Below are 12,911 nucleotides of genomic sequence, written 5' to 3'. Positions count from 1 at the left end.
GGCCAGGGGTGGAAGCCCTGGCCTTCGGTCGAGGGCCGCGCAGATGACGCGGGATCCTCGGTACCAGCTTAGGCCACGCGTCACGCGGGCGTGAACATCCGGCTCCACCGGTGAGATTCGGAAGGGCGAGGGCGCGCGGCAGGGTCAGAGCGTGCGCAGCTTCTCCAGGAGCGGCCGGGCGACCTCGGTCACGAAGCGGTCCTGCTGCTCGTCGCCGACCTGCACGATCGCGACGTCGGTGAAGCCCGCGTCCAGGAAGGGCTGTACGCTCTCGGCCAGCTCGTCCAGGTCGGGGCCCGCGGCGATGGATTCGGCGACGTCTTCGGGCCGGACGAACTGGGATGCCGCGGCGAAGCCGGCCGGCGTCGGCAGGTCCGCGTTGACGGACCATCCGCCCGCGAACCACCGGAACTGCTCGTGGGCGCGTGCGATCCCCGCCTCGCGGTCGGGGTCCCAGCTGATCGGGATCTGGCCGATCTTGCGGGATGCCTCTGGATGCACGGCATCCCACCCCTCGATCAGCTCCGCCTGCGGCTCCACCGCGATGAGATGGTCAGCCAGTCCCGCGAACCGCTCGATGGAGGACTCGCCCGACACCGCGACGCCGAGAGGCACGCCACCCTCGGGGCAGTCCCAGATGCGCGCCGAATCCACCCGGAAGTACTGGCCGTCGTAGGTGACGAGCTCTCCGGTGTGCAGCGCACGGATGATCTCGATCGCCTCGACCAGCATGTCCTGGCGCATCTGCACCGCCGGCCACCCCTCGCCGACGACATGCTCGTTCAGGTTCTCACCGGACCCGAGGCCCAGGGTGAAGCGGCCCTCCGAGAGCAGCTGCATCGTCGCCGCCTTCTGCGCGACGATCGCGGGGTGATAGCGCATGGTCGGGCAGGTGACGTAGGTCATGAGCTCCACGTCGTGGGTGGCGTAGGCGACGGCCCCGAGCATGCTCCAGGCATATGCGGCGTGCCCCTGAGCGGTGAGCCAGGGGGAGTAGTGATCGCTCGAGACGACGAAGTCGAACCCGGCCGCCTCGGCTTTCACCGCGTAGTCCACGAGCTGACGTGGACCGCTCTGCTCCGTCATGAGTGTGTATCCGAACCGAGCCATGCCGTCCTCCTCGCGTGGGTGTGCGGGGAACGCTACCGATCGATGACGGCGCGCGAACGGGGGTTGCGAGGGCGGATCGGATGAGGCAGGTCACGCCCTCGCGTCGGCGGTCGCTTCCCCTTCTGCGTGCGGCGAAAGGTCGACCGCGCCCTGCGGCTCCCACCGCAGCAGGTCGCCCGGCTGACAGTCGAGGGCTTGGCAGAGCGCCTCGAGGGTGGTGAAGCGCACCGCTTTCGCACGTCCGTTCTTCAGCACGGCGAGGTTCGCCGCCGTGATGCCCACGCGTTCGGCGAGCACCGCGACCGGCATCTTGCGTCGGGCGAGCATGACGTCGATGTCGACGACGATCGGCATCAGATCACCTCGCTCAGCTCAGACCGCAGCCGCCGCGCCTCGACCTCACGCTCGACGGCCTGCGCCAGCAGCATCCGCAGCACGTAGACCACCAACGCGACACCGCCGATCACCAGTGCGGCCCCACAGATCAGCCCGACTAGGCCGGGCGCCACCTCTCCCGGAGCCAAGAGCACCGCCAGCGCGAAGACGAGCACCGCCGCGGTGAGAATCGCACCGATCATCGCATCCACGTAGCGGAACGCCCGTGACGAGAAGACGGACCCGTGGCGCACCATCGAGAGGAGCTGCCAGATGCACACGGCGCACACCTGCAGGGTCATGATCCCGAGCACCACGATCACGACCGCCGTGACACGCGCGGCGTCGGGCGCCCCCTCGAGGTCGACCCACAACAGAGGAACCATCACTGCCTGCACGAAGAGGGCTCCGGCGAAGGACACAGCCAGCACCACACGGAGCGCACCGATCACGAAAGCACCCATCGCACACCTCCGAACCTCGATACATATCTATCGAAATACGATAGCTCTACGCATCCAGGAGCGAAAGGGTCAGGCGTCGAGGTCGTCGACTCCCGGCATCCAGCTGACTCCAGGGCGACCCCAGCCGCGCTTGCGGGCGATCTTCTGCACGGTCTTCCAGTCGCCGTCGTCGAGGCGATCGACGTAGAGGATGCCATCGAGGTGGTCGAACTCGTGCTGCATGATGCGCGCGCGCCACCCGTCGACCTCGATGCGCACGGGTGCGCCGTCGAGGTCGATGCCGGTGACCAGGACCTCATCCGAGCGCCGTAGCGGGAACCGCTCGCCGGGGAACGACAGACATCCTTCGGACTCCGACTCGGGGTCGGGGGAGCCGGGCTCTGGGGGGCGCATCCACAGCTCGGGGTTGAGGATCACGCCGCGCCACGGCTGACCGTCGTCGTCTTCGTACGTGTACGTGTAGATGCGCAGGGGCACACCCACCTGCGGGGCCGCTAGGCCGACGCCAGGCGCGGCATCCATCGTCTCGAACATGTCGGCCACCAGCTGACGCACCTCGTCGGTGATCTCGTCGACGGGGGCGGCGGGGGAGTGCAGGACGGGATCGCCCATGATGCGAATCGGTAGAACAGCCACGTCCTTGAGCCTACCGAGAAGGCGTTGGCGCTACTGTCGAGGGGTGATGTGGGCGGTGGGTATCGAAGATGTCGGCGACCAGCTGGTCGGCGTCTTCCGCAACCCCGGATTGCTGCTCGGAATCCCGCTGGCGCTCGCCGGCGCCGTCTTCATGTCGTTCGGTGCCCAGTACCAGCATCGGGGTGTCGAGAAGGTCGAGCGCCTCAGCGGCAAGGACGGCTCGACTGGGCTCACCGGCGGTCAGCTGCGACAGCTGCTCGCGCGGCCCTCGTGGGTGGTCGGCACGCTCATGCTCGGCCTCGCCATCGTCTGCCAGCTCGGCGCGCTGACCGTCGCGCCCCTGATCGTCGTGCAGCCCCTGGGCGCCGTGGCGCTCGTCATCACCACACTGCTCAATGCGCGTGTGACCGGGCATGCCCCCACCCGCCGGTCGCTGATGGCGATCATCGCCTGCGTCGGCGGCATCTTCTGGTTCGTGATCGTCGCGGCACTGTTCGCCGTCGAGCAGACCGTCACGAACCGCCAGCTGATCACGGTGCTCATCATCCTCGTGATCGTCGCGGCAGTCCTCGTCGTCTCATGGCTGCTGGTGAGGCGTCGCCATGGCATCCGGGCGCTGTTCTACATCCTGGCCGCGGGCATCGTGTACGGATTCGTCGCGACCCTCGCCAAGATCGTGATCAAACGCATCGAGGCGGGCGACTTCGAGTGGCTGACAGTGCTCTGCGTCGTAGCGCTGCTGGCAGGCACGGCGCTGGGCGCCTACTTCGTGCAGACCGCATACTCATCGGGCCCGCCCGACCTGGTGATCGCGGGCCTCACGGTCGTCGACCCGATGGTCGCCGTCCTTCTCGGCCTGCTCGTGCTCGGCGAAGGCGCTGCGGTCCCCGTCTGGGGCTACGTCATGTTCGCCCTCGCCGGCGCCATCGCCATCTGGGGCGTCATGACGCTGGCGCGCTATCACCCGCAGGTGGTCTCCCAGAGCCAGGAGCTGCCGTTCCCTCGAGGCAGTTCCGGGGGCACCGAGGGTCCTGCATCGCCCGGCGACAAGCCCCGCGGCTGAGGGTCCGCTTCAGAGCTGCCGCCCACATGCCAGGTGCGAGCGAAGCCAGGCACGCCTAGTAAGGTCGTTGTGAGGGGGCGGTGGCCAAGCTGGTCAAGGCAGCGGGCTCATAACCCGACGATCGTGGGTTCAAGTCCCACCCGCCCTACAAAACCCTCCCGATTCCCACACGGTCACGGGTCTAGAGGGGATGAGGGAGAGCGAAGCTTCGCACTGCTCGCGATCACGACTCGCCCGCGACGATCTCGACATTGGAGCCCGCCGAGTTCTCGAGCCACCCTGCGTAGGGATCGGGTCCTCCCGCGTGCGGCTAAGCGTGCTGGTCGTCGCCGACCGTGGGCGGCTGCGCCGTCCACGGCGGGGGCTCATCCGTGCCGGCCGCCTCGTCTCGCTCCGCGTCGGCCCGTGTCGCCTGCACGATCCCGGCCGCGTGGTGTGAGGGCGCGTAGACCGTATAGAGGCGCAGGGCTTCGTCGCCCGTGTTGATGACGTCGTGCCATGTGCCTGCGGGAACCTGGATGGACCATCCGTCCGCGACATCCTGCTCGAAATCGAGCTGATCCTTCTCGGGGCCCATGACGACCCGACCCCGACCGGCATCCAGGCGAAGGAACTGGTCGGTGTCGGGATGCGCCTCGAGGCCGATGGACTCACCCGGGCGAATGGACATCAGCGTGACCTGCAGGTGCTTCCCCGTCCACACGACCGCGCGGTAGTTCTCGTTCTGCCGGGTCGCGGCTTCGATGTCGAAGGCGTGAGGGCGAGGGCCGATGTCGCTGCCAGTCATGATCGTGTCTCCTTGTTGAGATAAGGCGGCCCGAAGGGCGCGGGCCTGCTGATCATCGCAAGGTGAGGCATCCGTGGGAAGGGGAGAGGCCGCCCCCACGCGTCGATCGCCGGAATCACACACTTGTCATCCCGCACGTGCTTCCGTGATAATGGCGGGAACACAACCGAAGAAGCCGTGGTCCGCATCAGGTCGTAGGGGAAGACGTACCTGACGAAGGAGAGATCATGGCGACACCACAGGCGCGCGGAGTGATCTACATTCACTCGGCGCCGCGCGCGTTGTGCCCGCACCTCGAATGGGCTGTGGGCCGCGCGCTCGGCCGCGCCGTCAACTTCGAATGGGCCGACCAGCCGGTGCTGGCCGGCAGCCGCCGCGCGGAATTCTACTGGGAGGGCCCCGCCGGAACGGGGGCTGCCCTGGCCACGGCAATCCGCGGCTGGGAGCACCTGCGTTTCGAGGTCAGCGAGGACCCGACGCCCCGCAGCGACGGAGGTCGCTGGCTGCACACGCCGGGGCTCGGCATCCACTATGCCCAGACCGACACCGCTGGAAACATCGTCATCGGCGAGGATCGCGTGCGCTACGCGATGGAAGTCGCCGCCGGTGACCCGATCGAGCTGCAGCACGAGCTGCAGGTCGCGCTCGGCTCCGCATGGGACGAGGAGCTGGAGCCCTTCCGCCACGCCGGCGATGACGCATCGGTGGTGTGGCTGCACAAGGTGGGATGAGACCCCCGCCGCGGATCTCAGGGCACGCGGCGCCAGTACCGGACCTCGGTGATCATTCCCGGGAACCGGGAGAGCGTCCCCTCCCTGAGACCCGGAACGCCCCCGGATGCCGTCAGCGACAGCATCCGGGGGCGTGGCGTCGGGGGTCAGACCGAGCGGAACGCGACGACCGCGTTGTGCCCGCCGAAGCCGAACGAGTTGCTGATCGCGAGCTGATCGCCGTCGCCGAGCGGCGTCGGTTCCCCCGACAGTCGGAAGGGAACGGCGGGGTCCTGCTCGGTGAGGTTGATGGTGGGCGGCGCGACTCGGTCGCGCAGGGCCAGCACGGTGAAGATCGCCTCGAGCGCTCCGGTGCCGCCGAGCAGGTGGCCGGTCGATGCCTTCGTCGCCGACACGGGGATCTCGTCGACGCGATCGCCGAAGACCGCTCGCAGCGCCTGATACTCGTTCGGGTCTCCCACGGGAGTCGACGTGGCGTGGGCGTTGATGTGCGTCACATCGTCAGGGGAGGCATCCGCCTGGGCGAGCGCCATGGACACGGCGCGCGCTGCGCCCTTGCCCTCGGGGTCGTTGGCGGTGATGTGGTACGAGTCGGCGGTCACGCCGCCGCCCGCGACCACCGCGTAGATCTTCGCGCCTCGCGCCTTGGCGTGCTCCTCGGTCTCGAGGATCAGCACGCCCGCGCCCTCGCCCATGACGAAGCCGTCACGGTCGATGCTCGCCGGTCGCGACGCCGTTGCAGGATCGTCGTTGCGGCGCGACAGCGCCTGCATCGACGCGAACGATGCGACCGTGATCGGATGGATGGCCGATTCCGTGCCACCGGCGATGACGACGTCGGCGTACCCGGCCCGGATGTGCTCCACGGCGTTGACGATCGACTCCGTGCTCGAGGCGCAGGCGCTGGCCACGGTGCGCGCGTAGGCGCGGGCACCGAAGTGCAGCGAGAGGTTGCCGGCAGCGGCGTTGGGCATGAGCATCGGGACGGTCATCGGCATGACGCGCCGCGGACCCTTCTCGCGCAGCGTGTCCCAGGCGTCGAGCAGGGTCCACACGCCGCCGATGCCGGTCGCGAAGTCGACACCCAGTCGCTCGGGATCGATCTCGGGGGCCCCGGCGTCCTCCCAGGCCTCCATGGCGGCGACCATCGCGAACTGCGACGCGGGGTCGAGCCGCTTGGAGACCGGCCGCGCCAGAACGGTGTCCGGGCGCACAGCGGCCTGCGCGGCGAATGTGACGGGCAGCTGGTACTCCTCCACCCAGTCGTATTCCAACGTGCGCGCGCCGGACGCACCGGCCAGCAATGCGGACCAGCTCTCGGGCGCGGTGCCGCCGATCGGCGACGAGGCGCCGATCCCGGTGACAACGATGCGGGGGCTGCTCATGTGTGTGGTTCCTCCACGCCAGCGGGTGGGGGCCGCAGCCCCCACCGGTGCCGGCTCAGACCTGGTTGGACGTGATGTAGGTGACAGCGTCGCCGACGGTCTTGAGGTTCTTGACCTCTTCGTCGGGGATCGTGACGCCGAACTTCTCCTCGGCGTTGACGACGATCGTCATCATCGAGATGGAGTCGATGTCGAGGTCGTCGGTGAACGACTTCTCCAGCGCGACCTCGTCGGCCGAGATGCCGGTCTCGTCGGTGATGAGCTCGGCGAGTCCTGCGAGGACCTCGTCGTTCGTGTAAGCCATGGGTGCTCCTGTTCTTAGGTGTGACGGGGATGGTCGGCCCGGCGGGCCGCTGTTCAGTTTAGGGTCGCGGTCGCCGCGCTCACGGGAGCACGACCACCTGCGCGCCGAAGACGAGACCGGCGCCGAAGCCGATCTGCAGCGCCAGGCCGCCCGACAGCTCCGGGTGCTCTTCGAGCAGCCGGTGGGTGGCGAGCGGGATGGACGCTGCGGAGGTGTTGCCCGTCGTCTCGATGTCGCGCGCAATGACGACGGACTCGGGCAGCTTCAGCTGCTTGGCGAACTCGTCGATGATCCGCATGTTCGCCTGGTGCGGAACGAAGGCGGCGAGATCCGCTGCCGTCACGCCCGCAGCCTCGAGCGCCTGGCGAGCGACCTTGACCATCTCCCAGACCGCCCACCGGAAGACCGTGGGGCCTTCCTGCCGGAGGGTCGGCCAGGGGGCGAGTCCGTCGCGGAAGTCCACGAGAGTGTGACTCATGCCGACGGCGTCGGCCTTCGAGCCGTCGGAGCCCCAGACGGTCGGGCCGATGCCCGGGAAGTCGCTCGGACCGATGACGACGGCCCCGGCGCCGTCGCCGAGCAGGAACGAGATCGAGCGGTCGGTGGGGTCGACGATGTCACTGAGCTTCTCGGCCCCGACGACCACGGCGTAGTGTGCGGCGCCGGCGCGGATGAGCGCGTCGGCTTGCGCGACCGCATAGGCGAAGCCGGCGCAGGCGGCGTTCACGTCGTACGCCGCGGCGGGGTTCGCCCCGATGCGGTCCGCGACGATCGCCGACACCGACGGGGTCTGCTTGGGGTTCGAGACGGTCGCGACGATCACCGCGTCGATCTCGGACGGGTCGACGCCCGACCGGGCGACGGCCTCGGCCGCGGCAGTCGACGCGAGATCCACCGCGGTGGTCTCACGGACCGCTCGAGTGCGGGTGACGATGCCGGTGCGCTGGCGGATCCACTCGTCACTGGAGTCGATGGGTCCCACGAGGTCGTCGTTGGGCACGGACACCTCACCGCGCGCGGCGCCGTAGGCGTAGATGCGGGTGTGGGCCGGGCCCGTGACCTGGTGCAGGGTCGCGCTCATCTTCATGCTCCCAAGAGGGCCGCCGCAGCGCCCAGATCGTCAGGTGTCTTCACTGCCACGGTCGGAACGCCCCGCAGCGCCCGTTTCGCCAGGCCCGTCAGGGTGCCGGCGGGGGCCAACTCGATGATGCCGGTGACCCCATGCTCGGCGAACGACGCCATGCAGAGGTCCCAGCGCACCGGCGAGGCGACCTGCGCCACCAGCAGGTCGAGCGCTTCGCGTCCGCCGGTCACGGTGGCGCCGTCGTGGTTGGTCCACAGGGTGAGCGCGGGGTCCGCAGGCTCGAGGTCGGCAGCGGCGGTGCGCAGCGTCTCGACGGCGGGCACCATGTAGCGGGTGTGGAAAGCCCCCGCCACCTGCAGCGGGATCACGCGGGCGCCCTTCAGCGGTTCCGCGGACAGTTCCGCGAGCGCCGCCAGCGCTCCGGCTGCAACGATCTGCCCACCGCCGTTGTGGTTCGCCGCGGTGAGGTCGAGGTCCGCAAGTCGCGCGAGCACGGCATCCTGGTCGCCCCCGAGCACGGCGCTCATGCCGGTCCGCTCCAGGGCGGCGGCGTCCGCCATCGCACGACCCCGAACTCCCACCAGTCGCATGCCTTCGTCGAACGAGAGCACGCCGGATGCCACGAGGGCCGCAACTTCGCCCACGGAGTGGCCGGCGACCCCTTCGGGCCGGGCCGGCGCGGCGGCCAGCAGCGCCTCCCACGACAGCAGGCCGGCGGCGACGATGAGCGGCTGGGCGACGCTGGTGTCGCGGATGCGGTCGGCATCCCACTCGGTGCCGGCGGCGATCAGATCGACTCCTGCCGCGTCGGACGCGGCGGCGAGGCGCTCGCGAGCACCGTCGATCTCAAGCCAGGGGGAGAGGAACCCGGGGGTCTGCGAGCCCTGACCGGGGAAGACGGCGATGATCACTTCACCCATCCTGCCAACAAGAACGACCGGTCATCTGGCGAACACGTCACAAGAATCGCTGAATCCCTTGTACTGCCCCCACAGCTCACGCGTGCGGGCGACGGTGAGGGGAGGGTCGCCGACGCGCGGCATCCGTCCCGATCGAACCCAGGATGAGCGCAGTCTGCAGGATGAGTGCCTCGCGCGGCCCGGTCGCGTCCCAGCCGATGACGTCGGAGACGCGCTTGAGCCGGTACCGCACGGTGTTCGGGTGAACGAACAGCTCCCGGGCGGTCGCCTCGAGCGAGCGCCCGTTGTCGAGGTAGCTCCACAGTGTCGCCACCAGATCAGGGCTGTGCGCCTGCAGCGGCCGGTAGATGCGCTCCACGAGCGTCTGCTTGGCGACGGAATCGCCCGCCAGCGCACGCTCGGGGAGCAGATCGTCCGCCTCGACGGGCCGCGGGGCGTTGCGCCAGGCGCGGGCCACGGCGAAGCCCGCCAACGCCGCACGAGCGCTCTGACTCGCCTCGACCAGCGCCGGAACGGCGGGGCCGAGCACCAGGTATCCCGGGCCGAAGCACGGCTCGAGCCGCTGAGCGATCTCGGGGAACGGAAGCTCGTTCTCGGGTGCTTCCTCGCGTCCGGCGGGCTGCGAGCGCCCGATGACGAGCACGAGGCGCGAGCCCTGCACTCCGATCAGCACGTCGACGTCGAGCTTGCGCGCGGTGCGGCGCACCTGGTCGACGTCGAACTGCGGGGGCGTCGTGCCGACGAGCACCGCGACCTCGCCGTGACCGTGCCAGCCGAGGGCGGCGATGCGACTGGGAAGCTCTTCGTCGGTCTCGCCGGTGAGGATGGAATCGACCACCAACGCCTCGAGTCGTGCGTCCCAGAGACCGCGGGCCTCGGCAGCACGGGCGTAGACGTCGGCGGCGGCGAAGGCCACCTCGCGCGAGTAGAGCAGGATCGCCTCGCGCAGGTCCTCGTCGCGGCCCGCCACCCGCTCCTCGGTGACCGCGACGGTCACCCGGATGAGCTGCAGGGTCTGCGTGAGGCTGACGCTGCGCAGCAGCTCACGGGGAGCGGCGGCGAAGATGTCGGCGGCTATCCAGGGCGTGGACGTGGGGTCTTCGTACCACTGGATGAACGACGTGATGCCGGCCTGGGCGACCAGCCCCACCGCCGACCGGCGCGCCGGCGGCATCTCTGCGTACCAGGGGAGAGTGTCCTCCAGTCGCTTGATGGTCGCCGACGCGAGGTCGCCTGAGACGCGCCGGAGCCAGGCGAGGGTCTCGGCTTTCTCGGACGCGGTCGGTGGTGAGGCCATACGGTTTATCAGCTTTCGCCGCCCGCATTGCCGCTGGTGCCGGCGGTGACGTCGTACAGACGGTACTTGTCGATCGCCTGCGCCGAGAGGCCACGGTCGACGACGCCCTCCTGCGCGAGCGCCTGGAGCGTGCGCACCACGATCGACGGACCGTCGATCTTGAAGAAGCGACGCGCTGCGGGGCGGGTGTCCGAGAAGCCGAAGCCGTCGGCGCCGAGCGTGGCGAAACGCTGCGGCACCCAGGGCCGGATCTGGTCCTGCACCGCGTGCATGAAGTCGCTGACCGCCACCACAGGACCCTGCGCGTCGCGCAGCTTCTCGGTGATGTACGCGGTGCGGGGCTCTTCCGTGGGGTGCAGGAAGTTGTGCTCGTCGGCTGCGAGGCCGTCGCGACGCAGCTCCGACCACGACGTGACCGACCAGACGTCGGCGATCACGCCCCAGTCGTCCTTGAGCAGCTTCTGAGCCTCGAGCGCCCACTGCACGCCGACACCCGACGCGAGCAGCTGGGTGCGGGGACCCTCGCCCTCGCCGACCGAGATGCGGTGGATGCCGCGGACGATCCCGTCCACGTCGACGCCCTCGGGCTCCGTCGGCTGCACATACGGCTCGTTGTACACCGTGAGGTAGTACATGACGTTCGGATCCGGGTGGTTCCCGCCGTACATGCGCTCGAGTCCCGTGCGCACGATGTGGGCGATCTCGTAACCGAAGGCCGGGTCGTAGGAGATCGTGGCCGGGTTCGTGGATGCCAGCAGCTGGGAGTGACCGTCGGCATGCTGCAGACCTTCACCAGTGAGCGTGGTGCGGCCGGCGGTCGCGCCGATGATGAACCCGCGGGCCATCTGGTCGCCGGCTGCCCACTGAGCGTCGCCGGTGCGCTGGAAGCCGAACATCGAGTAGAAGATGTACACCGGGATGAGCGGCTCGCCGTGCGTGGAGTACGAGGTACCCACGTTGGTGAACGCCGCCACGGCACCGGCCTCGTTGATGCCGACGTGCAGGATCTGGCCCTGCGGGCTCTCCTTGTACGCCAGCAGCAGCTCGCGGTCGACCGAGGTGTAGTTCTGGCCGTGCGGGTTGTAGATCTTCGCCGTGGGGAAGTAGGCGTCCATACCGAACGTGCGCGCCTCGTCGGGGATGATCGGCACGATGCGGTGACCGAAGTCCTTCGATCGCAGCAGGTCCTTCAGCAGACGCACGAACGCCATAGTGGTGGCGATCTCCTGAGTACCGGAGCCCTTCTTCGGCAGGGCGTAGGCCTTGTCGTCGGGAAGGGGGAGCGGCACGTGCGTCGTGCGACGCTCAGGCAGGAATCCACCGAGGTTTCGACGACGCTCGACCATGTACTTGATCGTGTCGTCCTCCATACCGGGGTGGTAGTACGGCGGCAGGTACGGGTTCTCTTCGAGCTGCGCGTCGGTGATCGGGATGCGCATCGAGTCGCGGAAGTGCTTGAGGTCCTCGAGCGTCATCTTCTTCATCTGGTGGGTCGCGTTGCGTCCCTCGAAGTGGTGACCGAGACCGTAGCCCTTGATGGTCTTCGCGAGGATGACCGTCGGCTGACCCTTGTGAGCCTTGGCGGTCTTGTAGGCCGCGTAGACCTTCTGGTAGTCCAGCCCGCCGCGGCGGAGCTTGCCCCAGATGTCGTCGTCGGACCAGTCCTCGACCATCTTGGCGGTGCGCTCGTCGCGACCGAAGAAGTGGTCGCGGATGAACTTGCCGTCCTCGGCGCGGTACGTCTGGAAGTCCCCGTCGGGGGTGGTGTTCATGAGGCGCACGAGGGCGCCGTCGTCGTCCTGCTGCAGCAGCTCGTCCCAGCCACGACCCCAGACGACCTTGATGACGTTCCAGCCGGCACCGCGGAAGAAGCTCTCCAGTTCCTGGATGATCTTGCCGTTGCCGCGCACCGGGCCGTCGAGGCGCTGGAGGTTGCAGTTGACGACGAAGGTGAGGTTGTCGAGTCCCTCGTTGGCTGCCACCTGCAGCTGACCGCGGCTCTCGACCTCGTCCATCTCGCCGTCACCGAGGAAGGCCCAGACGTGCGAGTCCGAGAGGTCCTTGATGCCGCGGTTGGTGAGGTACTTGTTGGTCATCGCCTGGTAGATCGCGTTGATGGGGCCGAGGCCCATCGACACGGTCGGGAACTGCCAGTAGTCCGGCATGAGCCGCGGGTGAGGGTACGACGGCAGTCCGTTGGGCGCTTTCGACGCCTCCTGGCGGAACCCGTCGAGCTGCTCGGTGCTGAGGCGGCCTTCGAGGAAGGATCGCGCGTAGATGCCGGGGGAGGCGTGACCCTGGATGAAGATCTGGTCGCCACCGGACGGGTCGTCAAGGCCGCGGAAGAAGTGGTTGAAGCCGACTTCGTACAGCGACGCCGACGAGGCGTAGGTGGAGATGTGGCCGCCGACGCCGATACCGGGGCGCTGCGCGCGGTGCACCGTGATGGCGGCGTTCCAGCGGATCCACCGGCGGTAGCGGCGTTCGAGCTCCTCGTCACCGGGGAACTCGGGTTCGTTCTCGGGCGCGATGGTGTTGATGTAGTCCGTGGTCGGCACCTGCGGCACGTTCAGCTGCAGCTCGTGCGACTTCTGCAGCAGGCTGAGCATGATCTCGCGGCCGCGGCCGGAGCCCTTGGCATCGACGAGCTGCGAGAGCGACTCCTGCCACTCGGAGGTCTCCTCCGGGTCGCTATCGAGGGCCTCCTGCGAGTACGGATCCTGATCGTTGACAGTCACGGAAGACCTTTCTCGTA

General features: G+C 68.7%; 13 protein-coding genes and 1 tRNA gene. 3 read left to right on the top strand and 11 right to left on the bottom strand.

What is annotated here, in order from left to right:
- Positions 1-144 precede the first annotated feature (144 nt).
- From QNO21_RS06335 to def, 4 genes are all read right to left on the bottom strand, one after another.
- A complete protein-coding gene (locus QNO21_RS06335) occupies positions 145-1,110 on the bottom strand; it encodes a TIGR03557 family F420-dependent LLM class oxidoreductase (protein WP_257518926.1) in 966 nt (321 codons plus the stop codon).
- A 90-nt stretch (positions 1,111-1,200) separates the two neighbouring features.
- The gene (locus QNO21_RS06330; protein ID WP_257518925.1) at positions 1,201-1,464 is read right to left on the bottom strand and encodes a helix-turn-helix domain-containing protein; all 264 of its coding nucleotides are present in this window, start codon (positions 1,462-1,464) and stop codon (positions 1,201-1,203) included.
- Positions 1,464-1,949, bottom strand: coding sequence for a DUF2975 domain-containing protein (locus QNO21_RS06325; RefSeq protein WP_257518924.1), 486 nt, complete (start codon positions 1,947-1,949; stop codon positions 1,464-1,466). The genes QNO21_RS06330 and QNO21_RS06325 overlap by 1 nt, the downstream gene beginning before the upstream one ends.
- 69 nt (positions 1,950-2,018) lie before the next feature.
- Positions 2,019-2,585 carry a peptide deformylase gene (gene def / locus QNO21_RS06320; protein ID WP_257514384.1) on the bottom strand — a complete coding sequence of 189 codons (567 nt, stop codon included), beginning with the start codon at positions 2,583-2,585 and terminating at the stop codon, positions 2,019-2,021.
- Positions 2,586-2,631: 46 nt separating this feature from the next.
- On the opposite strand from def, the gene QNO21_RS06315 reads away from it, so the two are divergent.
- Positions 2,632-3,648, top strand: coding sequence for a DMT family transporter (locus QNO21_RS06315; protein ID WP_257514387.1), 1,017 nt, complete (start codon positions 2,632-2,634; stop codon positions 3,646-3,648).
- 74 nt (positions 3,649-3,722) lie between these two features.
- Positions 3,723-3,796: transfer RNA gene (locus QNO21_RS06310), tRNA-Ile, on the top strand.
- A 162-nt stretch (positions 3,797-3,958) separates the two neighbouring features.
- On the opposite strand, the gene QNO21_RS06305 is transcribed toward QNO21_RS06310, so the two are convergent.
- The gene (locus tag QNO21_RS06305; RefSeq protein WP_257518923.1) at positions 3,959-4,435 is read right to left on the bottom strand and encodes a cupin domain-containing protein; all 477 of its coding nucleotides are present in this window, start codon (positions 4,433-4,435) and stop codon (positions 3,959-3,961) included.
- A gap of 227 nt (positions 4,436-4,662) precedes the next feature.
- On the opposite strand from QNO21_RS06305, the gene QNO21_RS06300 reads away from it, so the two are divergent.
- On the top strand, positions 4,663-5,166 hold the full coding sequence (locus QNO21_RS06300) for a DUF3145 domain-containing protein (protein WP_257516086.1): 504 nt from the start codon (positions 4,663-4,665) through the stop codon (positions 5,164-5,166).
- Positions 5,167-5,312: 146 nt separating this feature from the next.
- Here QNO21_RS06300 and QNO21_RS06295 read toward each other — a convergent pair whose 3' ends face one another.
- The 6 genes from QNO21_RS06295 to aceE all read right to left on the bottom strand — a co-directional run bounded on the left by QNO21_RS06295 (position 5,313) and on the right by aceE (position 12,894).
- Positions 5,313-6,551, bottom strand: coding sequence for a beta-ketoacyl-[acyl-carrier-protein] synthase family protein (locus QNO21_RS06295; protein ID WP_257516872.1), 1,239 nt, complete (start codon positions 6,549-6,551; stop codon positions 5,313-5,315).
- 55 nt (positions 6,552-6,606) lie between these two features.
- Positions 6,607-6,855 (bottom strand): acyl carrier protein, encoded by a 249-nt coding sequence (locus QNO21_RS06290; RefSeq protein WP_257516871.1) that lies wholly within the window; start codon positions 6,853-6,855, stop codon positions 6,607-6,609.
- A gap of 79 nt (positions 6,856-6,934) precedes the next feature.
- Entirely contained in the window at positions 6,935-7,936 is a 1,002-nt protein-coding gene (locus QNO21_RS06285) for a beta-ketoacyl-ACP synthase III (RefSeq protein WP_257516870.1), read from the bottom strand.
- 2 nt (positions 7,937-7,938) lie between these two features.
- Positions 7,939-8,850, bottom strand: a complete 912-nt coding sequence (locus QNO21_RS06280; protein WP_257518922.1) for an ACP S-malonyltransferase — start codon at positions 8,848-8,850, stop codon at positions 7,939-7,941.
- An 85-nt stretch (positions 8,851-8,935) separates the two neighbouring features.
- Positions 8,936-10,156 (bottom strand): PucR family transcriptional regulator, encoded by a 1,221-nt coding sequence (locus QNO21_RS06275; protein WP_257518921.1) that lies wholly within the window; start codon positions 10,154-10,156, stop codon positions 8,936-8,938.
- Between the two features lie 8 nt (positions 10,157-10,164).
- On the bottom strand, positions 10,165-12,894 hold the full coding sequence (gene aceE / locus QNO21_RS06270; RefSeq protein WP_257518920.1) for a pyruvate dehydrogenase (acetyl-transferring), homodimeric type: 2,730 nt from the start codon (positions 12,892-12,894) through the stop codon (positions 10,165-10,167).
- Positions 12,895-12,911 lie beyond the last annotated feature (17 nt).

The sequence above is a fragment of the Microbacterium sp. zg-Y818 genome, from assembly GCF_030246905.1.
GTDB lineage: Bacteria > Actinomycetota > Actinomycetes > Actinomycetales > Microbacteriaceae > Microbacterium.
This window is presented reverse-complemented; position numbering and strand designations above follow the sequence as displayed.

Coding starts and splice junctions, on each gene's coding strand:
- QNO21_RS06335 (WP_257518926.1), bottom strand. CDS start 1,110: ATGGCTCGGTTCGGATACACACTCATGACGGAGCAGAGCGGTCCACGT.
- QNO21_RS06330 (WP_257518925.1), bottom strand. CDS start 1,464: ATGCCGATCGTCGTCGACATCGACGTCATGCTCGCCCGACGCAAGATG.
- QNO21_RS06325 (WP_257518924.1), bottom strand. CDS start 1,949: ATGGGTGCTTTCGTGATCGGTGCGCTCCGTGTGGTGCTGGCTGTGTCC.
- QNO21_RS06315 (WP_257514387.1), top strand. CDS start 2,632: ATGTGGGCGGTGGGTATCGAAGATGTCGGCGACCAGCTGGTCGGCGTC.
- QNO21_RS06305 (WP_257518923.1), bottom strand. CDS start 4,435: ATGACTGGCAGCGACATCGGCCCTCGCCCTCACGCCTTCGACATCGAA.
- QNO21_RS06300 (WP_257516086.1), top strand. CDS start 4,663: ATGGCGACACCACAGGCGCGCGGAGTGATCTACATTCACTCGGCGCCG.
- QNO21_RS06295 (WP_257516872.1), bottom strand. CDS start 6,551: ATGAGCAGCCCCCGCATCGTTGTCACCGGGATCGGCGCCTCGTCGCCG.
- QNO21_RS06290 (WP_257516871.1), bottom strand. CDS start 6,855: ATGGCTTACACGAACGACGAGGTCCTCGCAGGACTCGCCGAGCTCATC.
- QNO21_RS06285 (WP_257516870.1), bottom strand. CDS start 7,936: ATGAGCGCGACCCTGCACCAGGTCACGGGCCCGGCCCACACCCGCATC.
- QNO21_RS06275 (WP_257518921.1), bottom strand. CDS start 10,156: ATGGCCTCACCACCGACCGCGTCCGAGAAAGCCGAGACCCTCGCCTGG.